Below are 25,219 nucleotides of genomic sequence, written 5' to 3' on the forward strand. Positions count from 1 at the left end.
GAGTGCTTGAACAATGTCTACTATTAAAGTTTTGAACATGGCCGGCGCAGAAGTCGGTACCGTGGAGCTGAAGGACAGCATCTTTGGCATCGAGCCCAATGCGTGCGTCGTTCACGAAGTGGTGAAAAATCACCTGGCAAACTGCAGACAGGGTACCCAGAGCGCTCTGACCCGTGCTGAAGTTTCCGGCGGCGGCAAGAAGCCCTGGCGTCAGAAGGGCACCGGTCACGCCCGTCAGGGCAGCACCCGTGCGCCCCAGTGGACCCACGGCGGCATCGTGTTTGCCCCCAAGCCCCGCAGCTATTCTTATGTCCTGAATAAGAAGGTCAAGAGACTGGCTATGAAGTCTGCTCTGTCCGCCAAGGCAGCCGCAGGCGAGATCATCGTGGTGGATTCCATCAAGATGGACGCTATCAAGACCAAGGACTTCCGCACCTTCCTGGGCGCCGTTAAGGCAGAGGGCAAGGCTCTGGTGGTCACTCCTGCCAAGGATGAGATCATCGTTAAGTCCGCCCGCAACATCCCCGGCGTGGAGACCGCTATGGCCAACCTGATCAATGTCTATGATATTCTCAAGGCCAAGTACCTGGTCATCGACAAGGAAGCCCTCGCAGTAATCGAGGAGGTGTTCGCATAATGGCAACCGTATACGACATCATTATTCGTCCCATCATCACCGAGCGCTCCATGGCTGCTACCGGCGAGAAGAAGTATGTCTTCGAGGTAGCTCCCACCGCCGGCAAGATCGAGATCAAGGACGCCGTGGAGAAGATCTTCGGCGTGAAGGTGGCAAAGGTCAACACCATCAACTACGATGGCAAGGCCAAGCGCCTGGGCGCCGGCCGTCCCGGCAAGCGCAAGAGCTGGAAGAAAGCTTATGTCCAGCTGACCAAGGATTCCAAGACCATCGAGTTCTTCGAAGGTATGGTCTGATAACGGAAGGAGTGTAAAGAATGTCTATTAAAACCTTTAAGCCGACCACACCCTCCCGCAGACACATGACTGTCAACGGCTTCGACGGCATCAACAAGCACGCCAAGCCCGAGGCAAGCCTGACCGAGGTCCTGAAGAAGAATGCTGGTCGCAATAGCTATGGCCGCATCACCGTCCGTCATCGCGGCGGCGGCGAGAAGCGCAAGTACCGTATCATCGACTTCAAGCGCGACAAGATGGACATGGAAGCCACCGTCCTGCAGCTGGAGTACGATCCCAACCGCAGCGCCAACATCGCGCTGGTGCAGTATGAGGATGGCGAGAAGCGTTACATCATCGCTCCCGTGGGCCTGAAGGCCGGGGACAAGGTCCTCTCCTCCGCCGCTGCCGACATTAAGCCCGGCAACTGCCTGCCCATCGCCAACATCCCCGTTGGTACTGTCATTCACAACATCGAGATGCATCCCGGCCGCGGCGCCCAGCTGGTTCGCTCCGCCGGTGCCTATGCCCAGCTGATGGCTAAGGAGGGCGACAACGCCCAGGTCCGTATGCCCTCCGGCGAGGTGCGCATCATCCGCACCAACTGCAAGGCCTGCATCGGCCAGGTGGGTAACCTGGAGCACGAGAATGTGCAGATCGGTAAGGCCGGCCGCAAGCGCCACATGGGTTGGCGTCCCACCGTCCGCGGCTCCGTCATGAACCCCTGCGACCACCCCCACGGCGGTGGTGAAGGTAAGTCCCCCGTGGGTCGTCCCGGCCCTGTCACTCCTTGGGGCAAGCCTGCTATGGGTTACAAGACCCGCAAGAAGAAGAACCCCACCGACAAGTTCATTGTCAAGCGTCGTAATGTGAAGTAAGGGAGGCAAGAGAATATGAGCAGATCTATTAAAAAAGGCCCGTATGTTGCCCCGGAGCTTCTCAAGCGGGTCGAAGAGATGAACGCAAAGGGCGAGAAGAATGTGCTGAAGACCTGGAGCCGCAGCTCCACCATCTTCCCCGCATTCGTGGGTCACACCATCGCAGTGCATGATGGCCGCCGCCATGTGCCCGTATATATCCAGGAGGATATGGTGGGTCACAAGCTGGGTGAGTTCGCTCCCACCCGCACTTTCCGCGGCCACGCAAAGTCTAAGTAAGAAGGAGGATGCAGAATACAATGGAAGCTAAAGCCTATTTGAGATATGTCCGCATCTCTCCCCGCAAGGTCCAGATCGTCTGCGATCTGATCCGCGGCAAGGATGCCAAGACGGCCATGGCCATTCTGATGCAGACCCCCAAGGCGGCCTCCGAGCCCCTGGTGAAGCTGCTCAAGAGCGCCTGCGCCAACGCAGAAAACAACTTCAACATGGATCCTGAAAAGCTGGTGGTCACCCAGGTGTTCGCCACTCCCGGCCCCATTCTCAAGAGAATGATGCCCCGGGCCCAGGGCCGTGCTTATCGCATCAACAAGAGAACCTCTCATGTGACGCTGGCCGTCGCTGAGAAAGAGTAAGGGAGGGAGACAGTTTTATGGGACAGAAAATTAATCCCCACGGCTTCCGCGTGGGCGTCATCAAAGACTGGGATTCCCGTTGGTATGCCAGCAATGAGAAGGTAGGCGACCTCCTGGTAGAGGATCACAAGATCCGCGTGTACCTGAAGAAGCTCCTGTATGCAGCCGGTGTCTCCAAGATCGAGATCGAGCGCAGCAGCGAGGTCGTTACCATTTACCTGCATGTGGCCCGTCCCGGCGTGGTCATCGGCAAGGGCGGCACGCAGATCGAGGAGTATCGCAAGAGCGTTGAGAAGCTCATCGGCAAGACCGTGAAGCTGAACATCGTCGAGGTCCGCAACCCCGATATGGACGCCCAGCTTGTGGCCGAGAACATCGCCGCTCAGCTGGAGAAGCGTATTTCTCACCGCCGCGCCATGAAGAATGCCATGGGCCGCGCCATGCGCGCCGGTGCCAAGGGCATCAAGTGCAACTGCTCCGGCCGCCTGGGTGGCCGTGAGATCGCCGGCAGCGAGCACTATCACGAGGGTACCATTCCCCTGCAGACCCTGCGTGCCGACATTGACTACGGCTTCGCTGAGGCTGCCACCACCTTTGGCCGCATCGGCGTGAAGGTGTGGATCTACAAGGGTGAGGTGCTGAGCCAGGCTCTGCGCACCACCCCCCGTACCCTGGACACCAGCAAGCCCTACCAGGAGCGCCGTGAGCGCCGTGGCCGCCGTGACGGCGACCGTCGTGGTGGCTTCCGTCGTGACGGTCAGAACGGTGGCTTCAACCGCGACCGTAACGGCAGCCGTCCCCAGGGTGGTTTCCGCAAACCCGCAGAAAAGAAAGAAGGAGGCGCTCAGTAATGCTTCTGCCCAAGAGAGTTAAGTACCGCAGAGTACACCGTGGCCGCCTCACCGGCAAGGCCACCAGAGGCAACAAGATCACCTACGGTGAATTTGGCCTCGTAGCGCTGGAGCCCGCATGGATCACCAGCAACCAGATCGAAGCCGCCCGTATCGCCATGACCCGTTATACCAAGCGTGGCGGTCAGGTGTGGATCAAGATCTTCCCCGATAAGCCCGTTACCGAGAAGCCCGCTGAGACCCGTATGGGTTCCGGTAAAGGCTCTCCCGAGTATTGGGTAGCCGTTGTTAAGCCCGGCCGTGTCATGTTTGAGATCGCCGGTGTTTCCGAAGATGTCGCCCGCGAGGCTCTGCGTCTGGCCAGCCACAAGCTGCCCATCAAGACCAAGATCCTCAAGCGCGAGGACATCGCAGCCCAGGAAGTAGGTGAATGAGATGAAGGCAACTGAAGTGCGTACTATGAGCGTTGAGCAGCTCAATGAAAAGCTCGACTCCCTGAAGAAGGATCTGTTCTTCCTGCGTATGCAGCACGCAACCAATCAGCTGGACAATCCTCTCAAAATCGCTGAAACCAAGCGTGACATCGCCCGGGTGAAGACCGTTATCCGTGAAAAGGAGGAGAAGTAATATGGAAGAAAAGAGAGTTTCCTCCCGCAAGGTCAGAGTTGGCAAGGTAGTTTCCGACAAGATGGACAAGACCGTGGTCGTGGCCATTGAGGATCGTGTCGCTCACCCTCTGTATAAGAAGATCGTTGGCCGCACCTATAAGCTGAAGGCCCACGATGAGGAGAACACCTGCGGCGTAGGCGATATTGTTAAGGTGATGGAGACCCGCCCCCTGTCCAAGGACAAGCGTTGGCGCGTGGTCGAGATCGTTGAGAAGGCTAAGTAAGGAGGTAACCGAGAATGATTCAGCAAGAGTCTTATCTGAAGGTTGCCGATAATACCGGCGCCAAGGAGATTAAGTGCATCCGTGTCCTGGGCGGTTCCAAGCGCAAGTACGGCAACATCGGCGATGTCATCGTCGCTTCCGTGCGCAAGTCTACCCCCGGTGGCCAGGTTAAGAAGGGCGAGGTCGTCAAGGCTGTCATCGTTCGCAGCGCCAAGGGCGTTCGCCGTGCCGACGGCACCTATGTCCGCTTTGATGAAAACGCCGCCGTCCTCATCAAGGACGACAAAAACCCCAGAGGTACCCGTATCTTTGGGCCCGTTGCCCGCGAGCTGCGTGACAAGGACTACATGAAGATCCTGTCCCTGGCTCCCGAAGTAGTTTAAGGAGGGGCCGAAGAAATGAATAGTCTGAAAATCAAAAAGAACGACAAGGTCGTTGTCCTGTCCGGCAAGGACAAGGGCAAGACCGGCAAGGTTCTGGGCACCGTGCCCAGCGAGGCCAAGGTCGTCGTGGAAGGCATCAACATGGTCACCTGCCACATCAAGCCCCGCAAGCAGGGCGAGGAGGGCGGCATCGTGAAGCGTGAGGCTGCCATCTATGCCAGCAAGGTGCAGGTCGTCTGCCCCAAGTGCGACAAGGGCACCCGCGTGGCCTACAAGGTCACCGACGGCAAGAAGGTCCGCGTCTGCAAGAAGTGCGGCGCTGAGCTGTAAGAAAGGAGAGAGGTAAAAATGGCACGACTGAAAGTAAAGTATACCGAAGAAGTGGCTCCCGCTCTCTTCAAGAAGTTCGGCTACAAGTCCACCATGCAGATCCCCAAGATCGACAAGGTGGTCGTGAATGTCGGCTGCGGCGAAGCCCGTGAAAATCCCAAAGTTCTGGAAGCTGTCTGCAAGGACCTGGGCCAGATCACCGGCCAGAAGGCCATCGTGACCATCGCCAAGAAGTCCGTTGCAAACTTCAAGCTCCGTGAAGGTATGCCCGTGGGCGCCAAGGTCACCCTGCGGGGCGACAAGATGTGGGAGTTCCTGGATCGTCTGTTCAATGTGGCTCTGCCCCGTGTGCGTGACTTCCGCGGCATCAGCGCCAACGCCTTTGACGGCCGCGGCAACTATGCCCTGGGCGTCAAGGAGCAGCTGATCTTCCCCGAGATCGAGTACGATAAGATCGACAAGATCCGTGGTATGGACATCGTCATCTGCACCACTGCGCAGAGCGACGAAGAGGCCCGCGAGCTGCTGACTCTGGTCGGCGCTCCCTTTGAACGCTGATTAGGAGGAGAAAAAAATGGCAAAGAAGTCTATGATCCTGAAGCAGCAGGCTCCCGCTAAGTTCTCCACCCGTAAGTACAACCGCTGCAAGCTGTGCGGCCGCCCCCACGCCTATCTGCGTGACTACGGCGTGTGCCGTGTCTGCTTCCGCACGCTGGCTTACAAGGGCGAGATCCCCGGTGTCCGCAAAGCTTCCTGGTAAATTTTTTCCGCCATACTTCGTTGGCTCGGCTCGGCGTACACAAAGTACGCCTTCGCCTTGCCGCCTCGTCTGACGAAAAAAATTCCAACTCCGATACTGCTCTTTATAATAGGAGAGCAGCGTCCTGCGTGAGAATGTTCTCCGCAAAACCGTGTCCAAGAGCGTAGGTGACGCTCTGGCAATAAAAGGATGGCGAAAGGTCACTGTTAATTAAACATCGGCTTCCGGTGCGCTAAATTAGCAGTGATACCTCGCTGCCTCAACAGGAAGATTTCCTGTAACTCTAAATTAGGAGGATAACCCATTATGCACATCACTGATCCTGTTGCCGATATGCTCACCCGTATCCGCAACGCAAACAATGCCAAGCATGAGACCGTGGATGTCCCCGCTTCCAACATGAAGAAGAGCATCGCTCAGATCCTGCTGGACGAGGGCTACATCAAGGCCTACCAGGTCATCGACGACGGTACCCAGGGCACCATTCACATCACCCTGAAGTACAACGCCGGCAAGGAGAAGGTCATCACCGGTCTGCGTCGTGTTTCCAAGCCCGGCCTGCGTGTGTATGTCGGCACCGACGAGCTGCCCCGCGTTCTCCGCGGCCTTGGCATCGCAATCGTATCCACTTCCAAGGGCGTCATGACCGATAAGGCTGCTCGCGCAGCTCATGTCGGCGGTGAAGTCCTGGCATTCGTTTGGTAAGGAGGTATTTGAACAATGTCGAGAATTGGTAGAATGCCCATTACCGTCCCCGCCGGTGTGGAGGTCTCCATTGCTGCGGGCAATGTTGTCACCGTTAAGGGCCCCAAGGGCACTCTGGTGCAGACGCTGCATCCCGAGATGATCCTGGAGCAGGAGGGCAACATCATTCATGTTAAGCGCCCCACCGACGACAAGGCTCACTGCGCTCTGCACGGCATGACCCGCGCTCTGCTGCACAACATGGTCGTTGGCGTCAGCGAAGGCTTCAAGAAGGAGCTGGAGATCAACGGCGTCGGTTACCGCGCCGAGAAGAAGGGCAACGAGCTGGTTATGAACCTGGGCTATTCCCACCAGGTCATTGTGCCCGAGATCGATGGCATTACCATCGAGGTCCCCGCGCAGAACAAGGTCGTCATCCACGGCGCCGATAAGCAGAAGGTCGGTCAGTTCGCTGCCGAAGTCCGCGAGAAGCGTCCTCCCGAGCCTTATAAGGGCAAGGGCATTAAGTATGTCGATGAAGTCATCCGCCGCAAGGTCGGTAAGACCGGCGCTAAGAAGTAAGGAGGTGTGCCGATATGATTAAAAGACCCAATACCAACGCTCAGCGTCTCAAGCGCCACAAGAGAGTGCGCGCTAAGGTTTTCGGCACCGCCGAGAGACCCCGTCTGAATGTTTTCCGCAGCGAAAAGAACATCTATGCCCAGGTGATCGACGATGTGGCCGGGAACACCCTGGTCTCCGCGTCCTCTCTGGATAAGGCCATCGAGGGCAACGGCGGCAATAAGACCGCAGCCCGTGCCGTGGGCAAGCTGGTTGCCGAGCGCTGCAAGGCCAAGGGTATCGATACTGTCGTGTTTGACCGCGGCGGCTATGTGTACCACGGTCGCGTGGCCGAGCTGGCCGAGGGTGCCCGCGAGGGCGGCCTGGAATTCTAAGAGAGGAGGATAACTGACAATGGCAAGATTTGAAAGAGAACAAAGCGAGTATATCGAAAAAGTAGTTGCTACCAACCGTGTATCCAAGACGGTTAAGGGCGGTCGTGTCATGAAGTTCTCCGCTCTCATGGTCGTGGGCGACGGCAAGGGCAAGGTCGGTTACGGCCTGGGCAAGGCCGCCGAGGTTCCCGAGGCCATTCGCAAGGGCATTGAGGATGCTAAGAAGAACATGATTCAGGTTTCTCTGTCCGGCAGCACCATCCCTCACGAGGTTACCGGTGAGGCAGGGGCAGGCCGCGTGCTGATGAAGCCCGCCGCACCCGGTACCGGCGTTATCGCCGGCGGTCCCGTGCGTATCATTATGGAAGCAGCCGGCGTGAAGGATATTCGTACCAAGTGCCTGCGCTCCAATACCGCAGTCAATGTTGTCGCCGCCACCTTCGAGGGCCTGAAGGCTCTGCGCACTCCCGAGGAAGTTGCCAGAACCCGCGGCAAGAGCGTGGACGAGATCGTGGGCTAAGGAGGAGTTTGAAAAATGGCTAATCTGAATATCAAGCTCGTCAAGAGCCTCAATGGCCGCCTGGAAAAGCACATTGCTACTGCTCATTCCATGGGCCTGCGTAAGATCGGTGACACCACCGTTCAGCCCGATAACGCTCAGACCAAGGGCAAGATCGCCAAGATCGGCTATCTGCTCCAGGTCACCGAAGTAGAATAAGGAGGTGCGAGAGGATGAAACTCAATGAACTGTCCCCCGCAGTCGGCTCCACCAAGGAGGCCTACCGCAAGGGTCGCGGTGCCGGCTCCGGCAACGGTAAGACTGCCGGCCGTGGCCACAAGGGCCAGAAGGCCCGCTCCGGCGGCGGCACCCGCATCGGCTTTGAAGGCGGTCAGATGCCTCTGGCCCGCCGCATTCCCAAGCGCGGATTCAACAACATTTTCGCCAAGCCCCTGGAGATCATCAACCTGTCCGCTCTGAACAAGTTCGAGGACGGCGAGACTGTGAACGCAGAAGCTCTGCTGGCCAAGGGCATCCTGAGCAAGTGCGAGTATGGCGTCAAGGTTCTCGGTAACGGCACCGTTACCAAGAAGGTGACCGTGCAGGCCGCTGCTTTCTCTCAGGCTGCTAAGGATGCGATCGAAGCAGCAGGAGGAAAGGCAGAGGTGATCTAAGGTGATTCAGACGATTCGCAAGGCATGGGGCATTCCCGAACTTCGCAAGAAAATCATCTTCACCGCACTGATCCTTCTGATCTTCCGCATCGGCAATGCTATCCCGGTGCCCTATGTGGACACCACCCTGCTGAATGATTACATCAATCAGCTCAGCACCACCGTCCTGGGCCTGTACAATGTCATGTCCGGCGGCGCCTTTGCCGAGGCAACTGTCTTTGCACTGGGTGTTCAGCCCTACATCAACAGCTCCATCATCATCCAGCTGCTGACCATCGCCATTCCGGCCCTGGAGCGTCTGGCCCGTGATGGCGGCGAGGAGGGCAAGAAGAAGATCCAGTCCATTACCCGCTATGCTACTGTGGCCATCGCCATCCTGCAGGGCTGGGGCTACTATATGCTGATGAAGAACTACGGCATCCTTACCAATACCGGCGTCTGGGCCGCGTTGGTCATCATTGCCTCCTTCATCGCCGGCTCCTCCTTCGTTATGTGGATGGGCGAGCAGATCACCGAGTTCGGTATCGGCAACGGCATCTCCATCATCCTGTTCGCAGGCATTCTGTCCCGCGTGCCGGCCATGGTCTCCTCCATGATCTCCGGTCTGCAGACAGGCAGCCTCCAGTGGTGGGCCGCCGTGCTGGTGGTTATCGGTATCCTGGCTCTGATCGTGCTGATCACCTGGGTCAACGGCGCCGAGCGCCGCATCCCGGTGCAGTATGCCAAGCGCCAGGTGGGTCGTAAGATGTATGGCGGCCAGGCATCCACCCTCCCCATGAAGGTGAATATGTCCGGCGTTCTGCCCATCATCTTTGCGCAGTCTATCGCCATGATCCCCTCCACCATCGCCGCTTTCTGCAAGCAGCCTGAGAAGGGAACCTTCTGGTATAGCTTCCTGAACGCCATCGATACCAAGTCTGTGCTGTATATGATCTTCTACTTCGTGATGATCATCGGCTTCAGCTATTTCTATTCCACCATCCAGTTCAACCCCATTGAGATCTCCAACAACCTGAAGAAAAACGGCGGCTTCATCCCCGGCTTCCGGCCCGGCAAGCCCACCGCAGACTTCATCAAGAAGGTCCTCAATAAGGTCACGCTGTTTGGCGCCATCTATCTGGGTATTGTGGCTATCCTGCCCCTCATCATCGGCAAGGCTGTCAACAATGCCGCTCTGTCCATCGGCGGCACCTCCGTCATCATCGTGGTGGGTGTTGCGTTGGAGACCGTACAGGCTCTGGAGTCCCAGATGCTGATGCGTCAGTATAAGGGCTTCTTGGAATAAGAGGTGTTTTTATGAAACTGATCCTATTAGGTGCCCCGGGTGCCGGTAAGGGGACCCAGGCTGACATTCTCAAGGTCAAGCTGAATATCCCCACCATATCCACGGGTAACATTCTGCGTGCAGCTGTGAAAAACGGCACTCCCACCGGTCTCAAGGCCAAAGAGTACATGGACGCAGGCAAGCTGGTGCCGGATGAGGTCATCATCGGCATCATCAATGAGCGCCTGCAGGAGGCCGACTGCGCCAATGGTTATATTCTGGACGGCGTGCCCCGCACCATCGCCCAGGCCGAGGCCATGGAGCAGGCCGGCATCAGCTTCGACGCTGTGGTAGCCATCGAAATTCCCGATGAAAAGATCGTCGCCCGTATGGGCGGCAGACGGGTCTGCGAGAACTGCGGCGCCAGCTATCACATTGTAAACATACCTCCCAAAAAGGACGGCGTGTGCGATGTGTGCGGCGGCAAGCTCGTGCAGCGTAAGGATGATAACCCCGAGACGGTCCGTGACCGTCTGGCGGTTTATCATAAAGAAACAGAACCGCTCAAGGGTTTCTACGAGGCCCGGGGGATTCTGAAAACTGTGGAGGACCAGTCCACTGTGGCCGGTACGACGCAGGCGATCTTGGAAGCACTGGGGAGATAAGCTATGATCACCCTAAAGTCAGCTCACGAGATCGAAGCGATGCGCCTGGCGGGAAAAATTACCGCGGCTGCCCGGGCCTTGGCTCGGGAAATGGTAAAGCCCGGCGTAACAACCCAACAAATTGACAAGGCAGTGTTCCACTTTATCCGGGAGCAGGGGGCTATCCCCTCCTTCCTGCACTACAACGGTTATCCGGCCAGTGTATGCATCAGCGTCAACGATGAGATCATCCACGGCATCCCCGGCAAACGGGTGCTGCGGGAGGGTGACATTGTCAGCGTGGATGTGGGTGCATACATCGGCGGCTACCATGGCGACTGCGCCGGCACCTACCCCTGCGGCCAGGTGTCCGACGAAGCCCTGCGCCTTATCCGCGTGACTCAGGACTCCTTCTTTGAGGGCCTGAAGTTCGCTCGGGAGGGCTACCGCCTGTCGGATATATCCCATGCAGTGCAGACCTTTGTGGAGGCAAACGGCTATTCCGTGGTGCGCGAATATGTGGGCCACGGCATTGGCCGGAATATGCACGAAGCGCCTGAGGTGCCCAATTACGGCAAGCCCGGTCACGGCCCCCGCCTTCTGCGGGGCATGACCCTGGCCGTAGAACCCATGGTCAACGCAGGCACCGCCGCCATCAAGCAAATGCCTGACGGCTGGACGGTGAAAACCGCCGATGGCAAGTATGCCGCCCACTATGAAAACACCATCCTGATCACAGCCGGCGACCCGGAGCTTCTGACGGATCCCGCAGAGTCATTGGTGTAAGCTATGGACATTGTCAAATCCAACATCGTAAAATCCACTGCCGGACGGGACGAAGGGGACCTCTTCTTCGTGCTGGATACCCAGGAGGAGTTTCTCCTGCTGGCAGACGGTAAGCGCCGCCGGGTAGAAAGCCCCAAGAGGAAAAAGCGCAAGCATGTTTCCTTTGTGGGCGAGAGCCACAGCGTCGTTGCCGAGAAGATCAGGAGCAGCGAAAAAATCACAAATAGTGAGCTTCGTAAAGCCTTAGCTGCCTGCACAGGCAGCGGTAATCAAGACCAGGAGGGATTATAGCTTGGCAAAATCCGATATGATCGAAGTGGAAGGCGTAGTGGTCGAATCCCTGCCCAACACCACATTCCAGGTAGACATTGGAAATGGACACACCATATTAGCGCATATTTCCGGAAAGCTCAGAATGAATTTCATCAGGATCTTGCCCGGTGACAAGGTGACAGTGGAAATGTCTCCTTACGATTTGACTCGGGGCCGGATTACCTGGCGTAGTAAGTAGGAGGTTTATCAAAATGAAAGTAAGACCGTCCGTGAAGCCCATGTGCGAGAAGTGCAAAGTGATCCGCCGCAAGGGCCGTGTTATGGTCATTTGCGAGAATCCGAAGCATAAGCAGAGACAGGGCTAAGAAGAAAATGGAGGTGCTTTAAGAGTATGGCACGAATTGCCGGTATTGACCTGCCCAAGGATAAGCGAATCGAGATCGGTTTGACCTATATCTATGGTATTGGCAGAAAGAGCGCACAGGACATCCTGGCGCAAACAGGCATCAACCCCGACACCCGCGTGAAGGACCTGACGGAGGCCGATGAGGCCAAGCTCCGTGAGGCCATTGACCAGAGCTACACCGTGGAGGGCGATCTGCGCCGCCAGGTGGCCCTGGACATCAAGCGTCTGACTGAGATCGGCTGCTACCGCGGTATGCGCCATCGCCGCGGCCTGCCTGTCCGCGGTCAGCGCAGCAAGACCAACGCCCGTACCCGCAAGGGTCCCAAGAAGACCATTGCCAACAAGAAGAAGTAAGGAGGGAAGATAGAATATGGCTAATGCTAAGACCGGCAAGAAGGTTATCCGTCGCCGCCGTGAAAAGAAGAATGTCGAAAAGGGCCAGGTCCATATCCGTTCTTCCTTCAATAACACCATGGTAACTGTTACCGATGCACAGGGCAACGCCCTGTCCTGGGCCTCCTCCGGTGGTCTGGGTTTCCGTGGCAGCAAAAAGTCCACTCCCTTCGCCGCCCAGAGCGCAGCCGAGACGGCTGCCAAGGCCGCTATGGAGCATGGCCTGAAGACCGTTGAGGTCTTTGTCAAGGGCCCCGGCCAGGGCCGTGAGGCTGCCATCCGTGCGCTGCAGGCCGTGGGCCTGGAAGTGACCATGATCAAGGATGTCACTCCCATCCCCCACAATGGCTGCCGCCCCCCCAAGCGTCGTCGCGTGTAATCGGAACAAGGAGGATAATTAGATTATGGCTAAGAATATGCAGCCTATCGCCAAGCGTTGCAAGGCGCTGGGTATTTCTCCTACCGTCATGGGTTACGCCAAGAAGGACACCAAGCGCAACCCCGGCGGCCAGATGAGAAAGAAGAAGAGCGAGTATGCCATCCAGCTCAATGAGAAGCAGAAGGTGAAGTTCGTCTACGGCATCCTGGAGAAGCAGTTCCGTATGTATTACGAGAAGGCTACCGGTATGCCCGGCAAGACCGGCGAGAACCTGCTGAGCCTGGTGGAGCGTCGTCTGGACAATGTGATCTATCGTCTGGGCTTTGCCATGACTCGCCGTGAGGCCCGTCAGCTGGTGAGCCACGCTCACTTCACCGTCAATGGCAAGAAGGTCAACATTCCTTCCTACCTGGTGCGTGTGGGCGATGTCATCGAGGTCAAGGAGAGCAGCCGCTCCTCCGTGGCTTTCAAGCGTTTCACTGCTGAGGATGCCCCCCTGGTCACCGTTCCCACTTGGCTGGAGCGTGACAAGAACGCCCTGAAGGGCACCGTAACCAGGATGCCCGCTCGTGATGACATTGATATGCCTATCGAGGAACACCTCATCGTCGAGCTGTACTCCAAGTAATAGGGTCGAAGCCCTCAACCAGAACTGGAACCGAATACGGTGCGGAGCCACAACTCCGCCCAACTGAAATGAAGGAGGGTACTGCATGATCGAAATTGAGAAGCCTCAGATCGAGTGTATCGAAACACCTGGCGATGCTTCCTATGGAAAGTATGTGATCGAACCCCTGGAGCGCGGTTACGGAACGACTCTGGGCAACGCCCTGCGTCGCATCCTGCTCTCCTCCCTGCCCGGCACCGCAGCCACCAGCATCAAGATTGCAGGCGTTCAGCATGAGTTCTCCACCATCCCCGGCGTAAAAGAGGATGTCACGGAGATCGTTCTGAACATAAAGAGCCTGCTGACCAAGCTGCACTGCGACGGTGGAAAGACCGTTTTCATCGAGGCCACCGGCCCCTGTGAAGTTACAGCCGGCGACATCAAGCCCGACGGCGAGGTGGAGGTCCTGAATCCCGAGCTGCACATCGCAACCCTGGATGTAGGCGCCACCCTGAGCATGGAAGTGACCTTGAGCCATGGCCGCGGCTATGTGTCCGCCGACCGGAATAAGGCTCTGCGTCCCGGCGTCATCGGCGTCATTCCCATCGACTCCATCTATACCCCCGTGTATAAGGTCAATTACACGGTGGAAAAGACCCGTGTCGGCAATATGTCCGATTTCGACAAGCTGACGCTGGAGGTATGGACGGACTCCACCATTTCCGCCCGGGATGCTGTGTCTCTGGGCGCCAAGATCCTCTGCGACCACTTTGCTCTGTTCACGGATCTGTCCGAAAATGTGGGCGGCGAGCCCGTCATTGTGGAGAAGTCCGGCGATAGCCAGAGCAAGCAGCTGCAGATGACCATTGAGGAGCTGGACCTGTCTGTGCGCAGCTTCAACTGCCTCAAGCGAGCCAACATCAACACCGTGGAGGACCTGATTTCCAAGACGGAGGATGAAATGATGAAGGTCCGCAACCTGGGACGCAAGTCTCTGGAGGAAGTCATCAACAAACTGGCCATGATGGGTCTGCATCTGGCCGGCGAAGAAAACAACTAACCTGCGCGCCCCCGCGCAGTAAGATCCTTACAAGGAGGAAACAGAAATGCCCGGAACTCGTAAGCTCGGTAAAACTACCGATCAGCGTATGGCGATGCTCCGTCAGCAGGTCACCGATCTTCTGGATAACGGCCGTATGGAAACCACCATTACCCGTGCCAAGGAGATCAAGCCCCTGGCTGAAAAGATGATTACCCTGGGCAAGAAGGGTGATCTGGCAGCCTATCGTCAGGCTTTGAGCTTCATCACCAGAGAGGATGTGGCGCACAAGCTGTTCAAGGAAATCGCTCCTGAATATGCAGAGCGCAACGGCGGCTATACCCGCATTGTTCGCACCGGCGTCCGCCGCGGCGATGCAGCCGAGACCGCCATCATCGAGCTGGTCAAGTAAGCGCAGTCCAAAATAAAAAAGCCCTTTGCTATGATGCCTGCGTCATAGCAAAGGGCTTTTTTTATGTGGGTCGCCCCTAAACGGAAAAACTATGCACCGGGCGGACAGAGTCGTCCGTCCCTACAATCCATTCCGTAGGGCCGGCCCTTGCGGACGCCTGCCAACTACCGCACTCCCTGTAACCCCTCCGTAGGGGCCGATGCCCACATCGTCCCGCCTCCCCCGCACCCCATGCCCCCTCCGTAGGGACGGGGTTCTACCCCGCCCGTCTCTCCGTACAAAATCAAACTTGCAGGGCGGGCTGCCCTCAGCCCGCCGCCCGGCCTTGTACCGCACTTCTTGTAAACGGTGTCATTGCGAGACCAGTTCGCAAACTGGTCGTGGCAATCCGCATCTCCGTCCCCTTGCCCCCCTACATAAAGGAAGCCTTTATTCCGTTTCCCCTTTCCGCTTTCACGTTATTTCCCCCGCCTTTACATTTCTGCCCCGCCGTGCTATACTTTTTCCATCGGCTCGCCGATCGGACGGGCTATATTTTTTTGGGAAGGGGCACGGAGCCATGGACCGTAGGCAGCTATATATTTCCACCGTGGCCGCCGGTTGCGACGAAGCCGCCGCCCGCTACGGCCTGGGTTTGGAGATCGCGGAATACTGTACCGCCGCCAATCTGGACGCCCCCACGCCGGAGGTGGTCAGCGCCGTAGCCGGACACCGACAGGCGGCGGACCGTTTTACTTTCCACGCCCCGTTCAATGAGCTTTGCCCGGCGGCTATTGACCCCTTGGCATTGGAGCTGTCCCGGCACCGGTATGCCCAAGCGGTGCAGGCGGCGCAGGGCTGGGGCTGCCGCAAGCTGGTGGTTCACTCGGGATTTATTCCCCGGGTGTATTTTCCGGTGTGGTTTGTGGAAAAATCGGTGGAGTTTTGGCGCGACTTTTTGACGCAGATCCCGGAGCAAATGGTCCTGTGCCTGGAGAATGTCATGGAGCCCTCTCCGCAGATGCTGGTGGACATCGTCCGCCAGGTGAATGACCCTCGCCTGCGGCTGTGCCTGGATGTGGGCCATGCCAATGCGGAGCTGTCCCTCACTCCGGTGGAGGAGTGGGTGGAGCGATGCCGTCCCTGGCTGTCGCACCTGCACCTGCACAACAACGCCGGAGGCTGGGACCTTCACGATCCCCTGGAGCGGGGTACTGTGCCCATGGAGGAAGTCCTGGAGCTGCTGTCTGAGGACACGAGCCTGACCTACACACTGGAGACCCTGGAGGCCGGGGGAAATGTGACCTGGCTGCTGGAAAAAGGATTTTTGAAGCTATGAATTACGAAGAAATGCTCCGCCGGGAGCTGACCCTTATCACACCCGCCGACGAAGGCGCTATGGCCCGGGCCGCCGTGTACCAGGGCACCCTGGCCAAGCCCCCCGGCAGTCTGGGAGAACTGGAAAATATCTACATTCGCCTGTGCGGCATTACCGGGACCCTGTGCCCCGGCTATACGCCCTGCCGTATCATTGTCCTCTGCGCGGATAACGGCGTGGTGAAGGAAGGGGTGTCTGTCACGCCCCGAAGCGTTACGGCGGCCCAGGCGGTGAATATGACCCGCCACTGCACGGGCATGAGCGCCATGGCCCACCACTTTGGCGACCAGGTGCAGGTGGTGGATGTGGGCATCGCCGACGAATATCACTGCCCGGAAATTGTAAACCGAAAAATCAGACCCGGGACCCGCAACCTGGGCCGGGAGCCTGCCATGACACGGCAGGAGACTGCCCAAGCTGTTTGGACGGGCATGGAGCTGGCCCGCCGGGCCAAAGCCGAGGGCGTGGCCGTTTTGGGCGTAGGGGAGATGGGCATTGGCAATACCACTACCTCCGCTGCGGTGCTGGCTGCCCTGACGGGGCTGCCTGTGGAGGCGGTTACGGGCCGGGGAGGCGGCATGACCGATGCGGGCTTCCTGCGGAAAAAGCAGGTCATTACCCGGGCCTTAGCCCTGCATAGGCCCGATAAAAACGACGCCCTGGATGTTTTAAGTAAGGTGGGCGGATTGGACTTAGCGGCCATGTGCGGCGTGTTTTTGGGCGCAGGACGGTATGGCCTCCCGGCGGTCATTGACGGGTTCATCTCCGTTGTGGCGGCCCTGTGCGCCTACCGCCTGTGTCCTGCCGTGGGAGACTATCTCTTTGCTTCCCACCTGTCCCGGGAGGTAGGCTATACCGCCGCCATAGAGGAGCTGGGCCTGGCTCCGTGGTTGCATCTGGGGATGCGCCTGGGGGAGGGCAGCGGCTGTCCGATAGCCTTTCGGGTCTTGGAGGCCGCCTGCGCTGCCGCCCGGGGCATGGCCACCTTTGAGGGTGCCGCCATTGACGACAGCTACTTGAACGAAATTCGCGGAAAGGACTGTTTCTGAATGACCGTGTTCCTCTCCGGCGGCTGCAAAAACGGGAAATCCACCCTGGCGGAGCAGATCGCCGTGCATTTGAGCCAGCCGGGCCGGCTGTATTATCTGGCCACCATGATCCCCCACGACGAGGAGGATCGGGCCCGGATTGCCCGCCATGTAGAGAGCCGGGCGGGGCTGGGCTTCCAAACGGTCGAATGCGGCCTGTCTCTGGAAAAGGGACTTCAGGACGCGGACCCGGAGGGCAGCTACCTGCTGGATAGCGTCACGGCCCTGCTCTCTAACGAGATGTTCCGCCCGGACGGGTCCGTAGACCTGACCGCTCCGGCGCGGGTGGCCCGGGAGCTTATAGCCCTGGCGGGCCGCCTGCGACACATCGTATTTGTCAGCGACTACATCTATTCCGATGCCCTGCCCTACGACGAACTCACCGAGGCCTACCGCCGGGGTCTGGCGCACATCGACCGGACCCTGGCTGCCGCCTGTGACACGGTGGCGGAGGTGAGCTTCGGCGGGCGGATCGTGTATAAAGGAGAAATTCCCGTATGAAAAAATGGCTTACAGGCTTTTCCATGTGCTGGGGGATGTTCTGCGCCATACCCAACCCGGTGCGCCGCTGGGATGAGGGGTGCTACCGCCAGATGCTCCTGTGCCTGCCCTTTTTGGGGGGTATGCTGGGGCTTATTTGGGCGGGGATCGGCTTTTTGCTGGTGCATATTTCGGCCCCAGGGCCTATTTTTGCCCTGTGCATGACCGCTGTACCCTGGTGCCTGACAGGGTTCATCCATTTGGACGGATTCATGGATTGCAGCGACGCGGTGTTATCCCGCCGGGATAGAGCCCGGCGCATCGAGATATTGAAGGATCCCCATGTGGGCTCCTTTGCTGTCATCTGTTTGGTGCTGCTGGCCCTGACCGGGTACAGCGTGTGGTCCTGCCCGGTGGAGAGCGGGAAGCTGTGGGCGCTGCCGCTTCTGTGCGCCGCCGCCCGGGGCGCCAGTGCCGCCGCGGTGCTGGGGTTTGCACCCCTGGAGAGCAGCGGGTATAAGTCCATGGAGCACGGCGCCGCCCCGGCCATAGGGGCCCTGGCTCTGGTCGCCGCAGCCGTGGCTTTGGGCGTATGGCTGCCCGGGCAGGGCATTTTGGCGCCCCTCGCGGCTGCCGTTGCCGCGGGGATCGTTATACTGCTGCTGCGGCGGAATTTGGGCGGCATGTCCGGGGACATCTCCGGGGCGGCCATTACTCTGGCAGAGCTGGCAGGCAGCGCGGCGCTGCTGCTGTGAAGGAGGAAAAACCATGGATCTGATTATCGGCGGGGCCTATCAGGGCAAGCTGGATTACGCCCGGGAACGGTTTCATCTGGAGGCGGAGGACCTGGCCTTTTATGAAAACGGATATGATACCACCCGGCGCTGCCTCTGCTATCTGGAGCAGGCGGTGTATGACGCAGTGGCGGCGGGGCGCCCCTTTGAGCTGCCCCCGCTGCGGGCGGACGCCGTGGTGATCTGCACGGATGTGTCCTGCGGCGTAGTGCCTATGGAGAGGGTGCAGCGCCTGTGGCGGGAGGAGGTGGGCCGGACCGTGTGCGCCCTGGCCCGCCGGGCAGACAGCGTAACACGGGTGTTCTGCGGACTGTCGCTAAGGCTGAAGTGAATAAAGAAAAAACGCCACGGCCGGAAATCCCGGCTGTGGCGCTTTTTGCTGGGGAGAATTGCTGGGCGGGCGACTGCGAAGGGCGCACCCTCGAGCCCGGCCGGGCATAGTATGACCAGGAGAGGCATTCCTCTCAGCAAAGGAGGCAGATCAAATGATTCATCTTCGTGGCGCGTCCTTTGTCTATCAGGCGCCCGACGGGGAGGTGGAGGCTCTGCGGCAGGTGGATATGGACATTGCCCCAGGGGAATTTTGCAGCGTGGTGGGCCCCTCCGGCTGCGGCAAATCCACGCTGCTGTCTGTGATCTCGGGGCTGGAAAGACTCACCTCCGGCACGGTGGAGGTAGACGGCGCAGCGGTGTGCGGCCCCTCTGATAAAATCGGCCTCATGCCCCAGCGGGATCAGCTTTTCCCCTGGCGCACCATTCGGGACAATGTGACCCTGGGCCTATCCGTGCTGGGCAAGCGGACCCCGGAAAACCTGGCCTACGCCGACACCCTTCTGCGGCGCTACGGCCTGTGGGACTTTGCCCGGAAGCGGCCCGCCCAGCTCTCCGGCGGTATGCGTCAGCGCTGCGCCCTCATTCGCACCATGGCCACCAAGCCGAAAATTCTCCTGCTGGATGAGCCGTTTTCGGCGCTGGATTTCCAGACCCGGCTCTCGGTGTCCTCGGACATCAGCCGCATCATCCGCCGGGAGGGCAAGACCGCGCTTCTGGTCACCCATGATATTTCCGAGGCCATCAGCCTCTCAGACCGCATTTTCGTGCTCAGTGCCCGGCCCGCCGTGGTGAAAAATGTCCACGACCTTGCAAAGCTTCGGGGGCTTTCCCCTCTGGAGTGGCGGGACACAGAGGCGTTTCACACTTATTTTCAGGCCATTTGGAAGGAGCTGGATCACCATGAATAGTCCCTCTCTGTCGCCGGGCCGACAGGCGTATCTGCTGGCGGTGCGGCGGCAGAAGCGGCAGGTGCGGCTGTGGCAGGCGGCCCTGCTGGCGGGCCTGCTGGCGCTGTGGGAGCTGAGCTGCCGGGTGGGCCTGTCCGACGGCTTTCTCATCAGCAGTCCCAGCCGCATGGCCGCCACCTTCGTCTCCCTTTGCCGCGGCGGCGACCTGTGGCGGCACATAGGCGTTTCCTGCGGAGAGACGGTCATCGGCTTTCTCTCCGGCACCGCCCTGGGCACAGCGGTGGCCATCTGTATGTGGTGGTCGGGGAAGCTGGCCCGGATCTTAGACCCGTATCTGGTGGTGCTCAATGCCCTGCCCAAAACGGCCCTGGGCCCCATTTTCATCGTATGGATGGGGGCGGGACAGGGCGCCATCATCGTCATGACCCTGGCCATCTCCCTGATCGTGACCATACTGAATATGTACCAGGGGTTTCTCTCCACGGATGAGGAAAAAATTCGGCTGCTGCGCTCTTTGGGAGCCAACCGCCGTCAGATACTGTGGCTTTTGGTATTCCCGGCCAACGCCCCCACCCTTTTTTCCACCCTGAAGGTGAATGTAGGGCTTTCCTGGGTGGGTGTCATCATGGGCGAGTTTCTGGTCTCGCAGGCCGGACTGGGGTATCTCATCGTGTACGGCTCCCAGGTGTTCAACATGGATCTGGTCATGACCAGCGTGGTGATCCTGGCGGTGGCGGCGGTGGTGATGTACCGGCTGGTGCTGTGGGTGGAAAAAATCTTAAATCGTTTTTGGGGGAAAGGACTATGAAAAAGATTCTTGCATTCCTGCTGGCTGCACTGATGATCGTTCCGGCCCTGTGTGCCTGCGGCAAGAAGGAGCAGACCCTGGTGCGGCTGAACGAGGTGACCCACTCGGTGTTTTATGCGCCCCAGTATGTGGCCATGAGCCAGGGATTCTTTGAGGCCGAGGGCCTGAAGGTGGAGCTTACAAACGGCGGCGGGGCCGACAAGGTGATGACCGCCGTTGTCTCCGGCCAGTCGGACATCGGCCTGGCAGGGCCCGAGGCCAGCATCTATGTATATAATCAGGGCAAGGAGGACCACACACAGATCATCGCCCAGCTCACTAAGCGGGACGGCTCCTTCCTGGTGGGTCGGTCTGACGGGGAGTTCTCCTGGGAGGACCTGCGGGGCAAGACCGTCATCGGCGGGCGCAAGGGCGGCGTGCCGGAGATGACCCTGGAATATGTGCTGCGCCGGAACGGCCTGACCCCGGGCGTGGATGTGACCGTGGACACCTCCGTGCAGTTTAACATGATGGCCGGGGCCTTCACCGGCGGTCAGGGGGACTATGTGACCCTCTTTGAGCCCACGGCCACCCAGGTGGAGGCTGCCGGCCAGGGCTATGTGCTCACCTCCATCGGCCTGGAGAGCGGCGAAATTCCCTACACGGCTTATTTTGCCAACATCAGCTGGCTGGAAAAGAACGCCGACACGGCCCAGCGGTTCGTAAACGCCATTGCCAAGGCCCAGAAATGGGTGCAGGAGCACACGGACCGGCAGGTGGCCGAGGCCATCTGCGACCAGTTCCCGGATACCGACCTGGCGGAGCTGGAGGCCGTCACCGCCCGGCACCGGCAGATCGATGCCTGGAATGCCACCCCGGTGATGGAGCGCCAGGCCCTGGAGCGGCTGGAGACGGTGATGGAGCAGGCCGGTGAGCTGCGCCATAGCGATTGGGTGCCCTTTGAGGAGCTGGTAAACAACACCTTTGCCCAAAACGCGATCAACTAAGCTGGCAAAAAGGATTTGAATTTTATCGTCTGCGGAGGCGCACTCTGCGAGGCTTTTTGTGAAAAATTCCCGCCGCCCGGGGCCTGTCCCGGCGGCGGGACTGCTCTTTTTCGGAGGTTTTCCACATTTTTCGGCGGAAATTGTGGACAAATATCCCGATTTGTGCTATCTTTATTTTGTATTAGTATCATCAAGTGCGTTTTACTTGTTTGGGAAAGGATGAAATATCGCTGTGACAGCCTCTGTGACAAAAGTGAATACCGTCAAGCAGATCATTTCCGCGCTGCTGGTCCTGCTGCTTCTGGCGGGCATGATCATTCCCGTGCTGGGCAGCGTGGGCACGGACGCCTATGTTAACGACGACGAGATCAATGTCCGCACCGGCCCCGGCACCGGCTACGGTACCGTGCTGTTCAATGGCTCCAAGTCCATCCGGCTCTATCGGGGGCAGTATGTGCGGGTCATTGCCGTGCAGCGGGGCAGCGATGGGTACGACTGGTATCAGATCGTGTTCGTCTACAAGGGCTACACCAAGGTGGGCTATATGCGCAGCGACTTCATCACCTACATCGGTGATGACCGGGCGTACCGCAAGTATCTGGACGAGCAGGGCTTTCCCAAGAGCTACCAGCCCTATCTCCGGGCCCTGTACGCCGCCAGCGGCGGCAAGTGGACCTTTGTGGCCTACAAGACCGGCCTGGACTGGAAGAAGGCCCTGGAAAACGAGTCCACCCTGGGCCGGGCGCTGCTGCATTGGTCCTATGACACCGCCCAGCGCTCCACGGCCCCCGGCGCTTACGATAGCTCCACCGGAGAGTGGAGGCAGTTTGAGCCGGGCTGGTACGCCGCCAGCCGGGAGACGGTGGCCTATTACATGGACCCCCGTTCCTACCTGACAGACGGCACCTGCATTGCCTTTGAGCTGCTTTCCAGCAACAATGCGATCACCCGTGACCAGCTGAAAAAGGTGCTGGGCGACTGCGTTTGGGCTACAGACGAGCTTATCGACGAATTTATTCAGGCCGGAAAAGAGGCCAATGTCAGCCCCATTTACCTGGCGGTGAAGGCCCGGGGCGAGATCGGCACCGGCGCTACCAAAAATGCCACCGGATACCCCCTCAGCGACGGAAAAAAATATTATAATTTCTTCAATATCGGCGCCTACGGCGGCAGTGACCCCAACTACAATGGAATTCTATATGCGCAAAAAGAAGGCTGGGACACCAGCTACAAGGCGCTGCTGGGCGGGGCAAAATTTATATCCGGGAGTTACATAGCCAAGGGACAGAATACAATGTTTCTTCAGCGCTTTAACTTTTCAAAAACAAATACCTTCGAACACCAGTACGCCACAGACATTACCTATGCGTATATGGGAGGCTGGGACACCTATGGGTCTTATGCTGAGAACAATATGCTGGGTGTTAATCTCATAATCTCCGTGCCGATTCTGGAGAATATGCCCGCTGTGACCAAGCTGCCCACGGCCAGGTACGAGGACGAATATGTGGACCCGGAGCCCGAACCCGAACCTGAACCTGAGCCCAATCCCAATCCGGAGCCCTCTGAGCGCTATGACTATGTGAATGAGCTGAACCTGCGTCTGTCGGATTCCTACCTCTCTGGTTTCACCCTGGGTACCCCTGTTAAGAGCCTGATTTCCCAGATCAAGTCGGTGAATAAGAATGCCACCGTCACCGTCACCGCCAGGGGAGAGGCCGTTGCGGGCAGTGCCCTGGTCGCTACCGGCCAGGTGCTGACCATCCAGGACGCCGCCGGGACCTATACCTACACCTGCGTGGTGTATGGCGATGCTAACGGCGACGGACGCATTGCCGCCACGGACCTGCTGGCGGTGAAGAAGCACATCCTGGGCACCCAGACTCTATCCGGGGCCTATGCCCGCGCTGCCCAGCTCTCCGGCAGCAAGATCGCGGCCACCTCACTGCTGGCCATTAAGAAACACATCCTGGGCACTGCGCCCATCGTGCAGAAATGATAGGTGACCTATGAAACTACTGAAAAAACCCCTTGTGAGCCTTGCGCTGCTGTGCGTCATGCTTTTCTCCCTCCTGCAGGTGAGCTATGCTGCGGGAATGTCTGTGTCCGCCGGACAGAGCACCGTCAGCGTGGGCCGTACCGTGGCCTTTACCATCACCGTGCCTGCCGGGTCTGAGGCGTGGACCTATTCCGTGGCCTATTCCGCTAACCTTACATTGGAGTCCGGCGACCTGGCCCCCATGGGCTTTGAGGGGGATAACCGCACCAACCAACTCGTGTTCCGGGCCAATGACACCGGCACCGGCTCCGTGTGGATCTCCGCCGGCTCCTACTGCGTGTCCGGCGTGGACTATGATGCCTCCGGCAGCGCCTCGGTGTCCATCGTCTCCGCTTCCACCCCTGACGACAGCGAGCCGGACTACACCCCCAGCACCCCGGGCAAGAGCGGCAACAATGCCCTCTCCGCTCTCACCGTCAGCGCCGGGACCCTGACCCCAGCCTTTGACCCGGCTGTGACCGAGTATACCATCTCCCTGCCCCAGGGCACCGAGAAGCTCACGCTCACCGCCACGCCCTCCGACTCCAACGCCACCGTCCAGGGTGACGGGGAGCTGACGCTTCAGGAGGGGGAGAATACGCTTCCCCTGGTGGTCACCGCCGAAAACGGCGATACCAAGACCTATACCGTCACCGCCAAGGTGGCCCAGGCCCCCACGCTGTTTCTCAGCTTCTCCGGGGCCAAGCTGGGGGTTGTGAAGGATGTGGAGGGGGTCACCCCGCCCACGGGCTTTACCGCCGCCGAGCCTGTTTCCCAGGGAGGGGACACCCTGCCCCTTTGGGTAGATGCCAGCGGCAAGCACACCCTGGTCTACCTGGTGGACGAGAAGGGCGTGGCCGGGTTCTACCTCTATTCCCGGACCGAGGGCGTTCTGTCTCCCTATCTCCCCCTGGTCTGTGGCGGCGCCACCTATATTTATACCGGCATCCCGTCGGAGAAAGCCGCGGTGCCCGGCCTGAAAGCCGCCACCGTGGAGGCCTTTTCCCAGACCCTTTCCGGCTGGCGCTATGAGGATGCGGCTCTGTCGGATTTCCTGGTCCTCTACCTGATGGATGACAGCGGCCAATACGGCTACTACACCTATGACACTAAAAACGCCACCCTCCAGCGCTTCAGCGGCGCGGTGTTTACCGACAGCGGCGAAACCCTGGCCGTGCCCATGCTGTATGTGTACATCGCCGGCGGCGCAGCGGCGCTGCTGCTGATTTTGATGCTCGTCTTTGCCTGCGTCTCCGGCAGCCGCGGGCGGAAGCTCCGGGCCCTTGCATCTAAGCAGACGGAGCCCGCCGAAGAAGCCGCTCCCGAGGCCCTGCCGGAGGAAACACAGACCCCGGAGGAGAGCCCTGTGGAGGAAGCGACGCCTGCCCCGGAGGAGGAAGCGGAAGCCCCGGCAGAGGAACCCGTTCCCGGGGAGGAAGCTGGGCCCGCTGCCCAGGAGCCGGAGACTTCCGAAGAGGAAGTCGTTCCCGCTGCCGAGCCTGCCGCCCCGGAAGTCCCGGAGCCTGTGACCCCGGAGGCAGCCTCCACCTCAGAGCCTGCCCCCACCCCGGAGGAAACCTCTGTCCCGGAGGAAGCACCCCCGGCCCAGCCGGAGGAGGCCCCCACCGAGGATAAGTCCCTGGAGGACACCCTGCGAAAGCTGCCCCTGGATGAGCTTCTGCAAGACATCCGGGACCTGTAAAATCAAAAAACCACCTGGCGCATCATCGGATACGCCAGGTGGTTTTTGTATAAAAAGGTCTCGAGTTT

The 25,219-nt window shown here is 59.2% G+C and carries 40 protein-coding genes; all 40 read left to right on the forward strand.

Annotation, left to right across the window (positions count from 1 at the left end):
- Window positions 1–13: 13 nt before the first annotated feature.
- The 40 genes from rplD (at window position 14) to KI236_RS09685 (ending at window position 25,151) form a co-directional block, all read left to right on the forward strand.
- Window positions 14–637 carry a 50S ribosomal protein L4 gene (gene rplD, locus KI236_RS09490; RefSeq protein WP_212821444.1) on the forward strand — a complete coding sequence of 208 codons (624 nt, stop codon included), beginning with the start codon at window positions 14–16 and terminating at the stop codon, window positions 635–637.
- Window positions 637–933, forward strand: a complete 297-nt coding sequence (gene rplW / locus KI236_RS09495; protein WP_212821445.1) for a 50S ribosomal protein L23 — start codon at window positions 637–639, stop codon at window positions 931–933. Before rplD ends, rplW begins: the two co-directional genes overlap by 1 nt.
- 20 nt (window positions 934–953) lie before the next feature.
- Window positions 954–1,790, forward strand: coding sequence for a 50S ribosomal protein L2 (gene rplB, locus KI236_RS09500; RefSeq protein WP_212821446.1), 837 nt, complete (start codon window positions 954–956; stop codon window positions 1,788–1,790).
- A gap of 15 nt (window positions 1,791–1,805) precedes the next feature.
- Entirely contained in the window at window positions 1,806–2,069 is a 264-nt protein-coding gene (gene rpsS, locus KI236_RS09505) for a 30S ribosomal protein S19 (RefSeq protein WP_212821448.1), read from the forward strand.
- A 20-nt stretch (window positions 2,070–2,089) separates the two neighbouring features.
- The gene (rplV, locus tag KI236_RS09510; RefSeq protein WP_212821450.1) at window positions 2,090–2,425 is read left to right on the forward strand and encodes a 50S ribosomal protein L22; all 336 of its coding nucleotides are present in this window, start codon (window positions 2,090–2,092) and stop codon (window positions 2,423–2,425) included.
- 17 nt (window positions 2,426–2,442) lie between these two features.
- Complete coding sequence (rpsC, locus tag KI236_RS09515) at window positions 2,443–3,276, forward strand: 30S ribosomal protein S3 (RefSeq protein ID WP_212821453.1); 834 nt, start codon at window positions 2,443–2,445, stop codon at window positions 3,274–3,276.
- Window positions 3,276–3,710 carry a 50S ribosomal protein L16 gene (rplP, locus tag KI236_RS09520; protein ID WP_212821456.1) on the forward strand — a complete coding sequence of 145 codons (435 nt, stop codon included), beginning with the start codon at window positions 3,276–3,278 and terminating at the stop codon, window positions 3,708–3,710. Before rpsC ends, rplP begins: the two co-directional genes overlap by 1 nt.
- Window position 3,711: 1 nt before the next feature.
- Window positions 3,712–3,903 carry a 50S ribosomal protein L29 gene (rpmC, locus tag KI236_RS09525; RefSeq protein ID WP_212821458.1) on the forward strand — a complete coding sequence of 64 codons (192 nt, stop codon included), beginning with the start codon at window positions 3,712–3,714 and terminating at the stop codon, window positions 3,901–3,903.
- A gap of 1 nt (window position 3,904) precedes the next feature.
- On the forward strand, window positions 3,905–4,168 hold the full coding sequence (gene rpsQ, locus KI236_RS09530; protein ID WP_212821461.1) for a 30S ribosomal protein S17: 264 nt from the start codon (window positions 3,905–3,907) through the stop codon (window positions 4,166–4,168).
- A gap of 14 nt (window positions 4,169–4,182) precedes the next feature.
- A complete protein-coding gene (gene rplN / locus KI236_RS09535) occupies window positions 4,183–4,551 on the forward strand; it encodes a 50S ribosomal protein L14 (RefSeq protein ID WP_212821463.1) in 369 nt (122 codons plus the stop codon).
- 15 nt (window positions 4,552–4,566) lie between these two features.
- Window positions 4,567–4,881, forward strand: coding sequence for a 50S ribosomal protein L24 (gene rplX, locus KI236_RS09540; protein WP_212821465.1), 315 nt, complete (start codon window positions 4,567–4,569; stop codon window positions 4,879–4,881).
- Between the two features lie 18 nt (window positions 4,882–4,899).
- Complete coding sequence (rplE, locus tag KI236_RS09545) at window positions 4,900–5,439, forward strand: 50S ribosomal protein L5 (RefSeq protein ID WP_212821467.1); 540 nt, start codon at window positions 4,900–4,902, stop codon at window positions 5,437–5,439.
- Between the two features lie 16 nt (window positions 5,440–5,455).
- Window positions 5,456–5,641: a type Z 30S ribosomal protein S14 gene (locus KI236_RS09550; protein WP_022177242.1), complete on the forward strand. Its 186-nt coding sequence runs from the start codon at window positions 5,456–5,458 to the stop codon at window positions 5,639–5,641.
- A gap of 306 nt (window positions 5,642–5,947) precedes the next feature.
- A complete protein-coding gene (rpsH, locus tag KI236_RS09555) occupies window positions 5,948–6,346 on the forward strand; it encodes a 30S ribosomal protein S8 (protein WP_212821469.1) in 399 nt (132 codons plus the stop codon).
- Between the two features lie 15 nt (window positions 6,347–6,361).
- On the forward strand, window positions 6,362–6,907 hold the full coding sequence (gene rplF / locus KI236_RS09560) for a 50S ribosomal protein L6 (protein ID WP_212821471.1): 546 nt from the start codon (window positions 6,362–6,364) through the stop codon (window positions 6,905–6,907).
- Window positions 6,908–6,921: 14 nt separating this feature from the next.
- Window positions 6,922–7,281, forward strand: coding sequence for a 50S ribosomal protein L18 (rplR, locus tag KI236_RS09565; RefSeq protein WP_212821473.1), 360 nt, complete (start codon window positions 6,922–6,924; stop codon window positions 7,279–7,281).
- A 19-nt stretch (window positions 7,282–7,300) separates the two neighbouring features.
- On the forward strand, window positions 7,301–7,801 hold the full coding sequence (gene rpsE / locus KI236_RS09570; protein WP_212821475.1) for a 30S ribosomal protein S5: 501 nt from the start codon (window positions 7,301–7,303) through the stop codon (window positions 7,799–7,801).
- Between the two features lie 15 nt (window positions 7,802–7,816).
- Entirely contained in the window at window positions 7,817–7,999 is a 183-nt protein-coding gene (gene rpmD, locus KI236_RS09575) for a 50S ribosomal protein L30 (RefSeq protein ID WP_212821477.1), read from the forward strand.
- A 14-nt stretch (window positions 8,000–8,013) separates the two neighbouring features.
- On the forward strand, window positions 8,014–8,454 hold the full coding sequence (gene rplO / locus KI236_RS09580) for a 50S ribosomal protein L15 (RefSeq protein WP_212821479.1): 441 nt from the start codon (window positions 8,014–8,016) through the stop codon (window positions 8,452–8,454).
- A gap of 1 nt (window position 8,455) precedes the next feature.
- Window positions 8,456–9,739, forward strand: a complete 1,284-nt coding sequence (secY, locus tag KI236_RS09585; RefSeq protein ID WP_212821481.1) for a preprotein translocase subunit SecY — start codon at window positions 8,456–8,458, stop codon at window positions 9,737–9,739.
- A gap of 11 nt (window positions 9,740–9,750) precedes the next feature.
- The gene (locus KI236_RS09590; RefSeq protein ID WP_212821484.1) at window positions 9,751–10,383 is read left to right on the forward strand and encodes an adenylate kinase; all 633 of its coding nucleotides are present in this window, start codon (window positions 9,751–9,753) and stop codon (window positions 10,381–10,383) included.
- A gap of 3 nt (window positions 10,384–10,386) precedes the next feature.
- Entirely contained in the window at window positions 10,387–11,148 is a 762-nt protein-coding gene (gene map / locus KI236_RS09595) for a type I methionyl aminopeptidase (RefSeq protein WP_212821486.1), read from the forward strand.
- 3 nt (window positions 11,149–11,151) lie between these two features.
- Window positions 11,152–11,439 (forward strand): KOW domain-containing RNA-binding protein, encoded by a 288-nt coding sequence (locus KI236_RS09600; protein ID WP_212821488.1) that lies wholly within the window; start codon window positions 11,152–11,154, stop codon window positions 11,437–11,439.
- 1 nt (window position 11,440) lies between these two features.
- Window positions 11,441–11,659, forward strand: coding sequence for a translation initiation factor IF-1 (infA, locus tag KI236_RS09605; RefSeq protein ID WP_021858709.1), 219 nt, complete (start codon window positions 11,441–11,443; stop codon window positions 11,657–11,659).
- Window positions 11,660–11,672: 13 nt separating this feature from the next.
- On the forward strand, window positions 11,673–11,786 hold the full coding sequence (rpmJ, locus tag KI236_RS09610; RefSeq protein WP_014116882.1) for a 50S ribosomal protein L36: 114 nt from the start codon (window positions 11,673–11,675) through the stop codon (window positions 11,784–11,786).
- A 26-nt stretch (window positions 11,787–11,812) separates the two neighbouring features.
- Window positions 11,813–12,181 carry a 30S ribosomal protein S13 gene (rpsM, locus tag KI236_RS09615; protein ID WP_212821490.1) on the forward strand — a complete coding sequence of 123 codons (369 nt, stop codon included), beginning with the start codon at window positions 11,813–11,815 and terminating at the stop codon, window positions 12,179–12,181.
- A gap of 16 nt (window positions 12,182–12,197) precedes the next feature.
- On the forward strand, window positions 12,198–12,599 hold the full coding sequence (gene rpsK, locus KI236_RS09620) for a 30S ribosomal protein S11 (RefSeq protein WP_212821492.1): 402 nt from the start codon (window positions 12,198–12,200) through the stop codon (window positions 12,597–12,599).
- Between the two features lie 25 nt (window positions 12,600–12,624).
- Entirely contained in the window at window positions 12,625–13,227 is a 603-nt protein-coding gene (rpsD, locus tag KI236_RS09625) for a 30S ribosomal protein S4 (RefSeq protein WP_212821494.1), read from the forward strand.
- A gap of 85 nt (window positions 13,228–13,312) precedes the next feature.
- Window positions 13,313–14,266 (forward strand): DNA-directed RNA polymerase subunit alpha, encoded by a 954-nt coding sequence (locus KI236_RS09630; RefSeq protein ID WP_212821496.1) that lies wholly within the window; start codon window positions 13,313–13,315, stop codon window positions 14,264–14,266.
- 46 nt (window positions 14,267–14,312) lie between these two features.
- Window positions 14,313–14,657, forward strand: a complete 345-nt coding sequence (gene rplQ / locus KI236_RS09635; protein ID WP_212821498.1) for a 50S ribosomal protein L17 — start codon at window positions 14,313–14,315, stop codon at window positions 14,655–14,657.
- Between the two features lie 559 nt (window positions 14,658–15,216).
- Window positions 15,217–15,975 carry a sugar phosphate isomerase/epimerase family protein gene (locus KI236_RS09640; RefSeq protein ID WP_212821499.1) on the forward strand — a complete coding sequence of 253 codons (759 nt, stop codon included), beginning with the start codon at window positions 15,217–15,219 and terminating at the stop codon, window positions 15,973–15,975.
- Window positions 15,972–17,063 (forward strand): nicotinate-nucleotide--dimethylbenzimidazole phosphoribosyltransferase, encoded by a 1,092-nt coding sequence (gene cobT / locus KI236_RS09645; RefSeq protein WP_212821500.1) that lies wholly within the window; start codon window positions 15,972–15,974, stop codon window positions 17,061–17,063. Before KI236_RS09640 ends, cobT begins: the two co-directional genes overlap by 4 nt.
- Window positions 17,064–17,603, forward strand: a complete 540-nt coding sequence (locus KI236_RS09650; RefSeq protein WP_212821501.1) for a bifunctional adenosylcobinamide kinase/adenosylcobinamide-phosphate guanylyltransferase — start codon at window positions 17,064–17,066, stop codon at window positions 17,601–17,603.
- Window positions 17,600–18,337 carry an adenosylcobinamide-GDP ribazoletransferase gene (locus tag KI236_RS09655; RefSeq protein WP_212821502.1) on the forward strand — a complete coding sequence of 246 codons (738 nt, stop codon included), beginning with the start codon at window positions 17,600–17,602 and terminating at the stop codon, window positions 18,335–18,337. The genes KI236_RS09650 and KI236_RS09655 overlap by 4 nt, the downstream gene beginning before the upstream one ends.
- A 13-nt stretch (window positions 18,338–18,350) precedes the next feature.
- Complete coding sequence (locus KI236_RS09660) at window positions 18,351–18,707, forward strand: bifunctional adenosylcobinamide kinase/adenosylcobinamide-phosphate guanylyltransferase (protein WP_212821503.1); 357 nt, start codon at window positions 18,351–18,353, stop codon at window positions 18,705–18,707.
- Window positions 18,708–18,861: 154 nt separating this feature from the next.
- Window positions 18,862–19,617: an ABC transporter ATP-binding protein gene (locus KI236_RS09665; RefSeq protein ID WP_212821504.1), complete on the forward strand. Its 756-nt coding sequence runs from the start codon at window positions 18,862–18,864 to the stop codon at window positions 19,615–19,617.
- Entirely contained in the window at window positions 19,610–20,425 is an 816-nt protein-coding gene (locus KI236_RS09670) for an ABC transporter permease (protein ID WP_212821506.1), read from the forward strand. The genes KI236_RS09665 and KI236_RS09670 overlap by 8 nt, the downstream gene beginning before the upstream one ends.
- Complete coding sequence (locus tag KI236_RS09675; RefSeq protein WP_212821507.1) at window positions 20,422–21,411, forward strand: ABC transporter substrate-binding protein; 990 nt, start codon at window positions 20,422–20,424, stop codon at window positions 21,409–21,411. Before KI236_RS09670 ends, KI236_RS09675 begins: the two co-directional genes overlap by 4 nt.
- A 232-nt stretch (window positions 21,412–21,643) precedes the next feature.
- Window positions 21,644–23,410 carry a dockerin type I domain-containing protein gene (locus KI236_RS09680; protein ID WP_212821509.1) on the forward strand — a complete coding sequence of 589 codons (1,767 nt, stop codon included), beginning with the start codon at window positions 21,644–21,646 and terminating at the stop codon, window positions 23,408–23,410.
- A 10-nt stretch (window positions 23,411–23,420) separates the two neighbouring features.
- Window positions 23,421–25,151 carry a cadherin-like beta sandwich domain-containing protein gene (locus KI236_RS09685; RefSeq protein WP_212821511.1) on the forward strand — a complete coding sequence of 577 codons (1,731 nt, stop codon included), beginning with the start codon at window positions 23,421–23,423 and terminating at the stop codon, window positions 25,149–25,151.
- The last annotated feature ends 68 nt before the right edge of the window (window positions 25,152–25,219 follow it).

Origin of the sequence: Vescimonas fastidiosa (assembly GCF_018326305.1) — a bacterium.
Classification (GTDB): Bacteria; Bacillota; Clostridia; order Oscillospirales; family Oscillospiraceae; genus Vescimonas; species Vescimonas fastidiosa.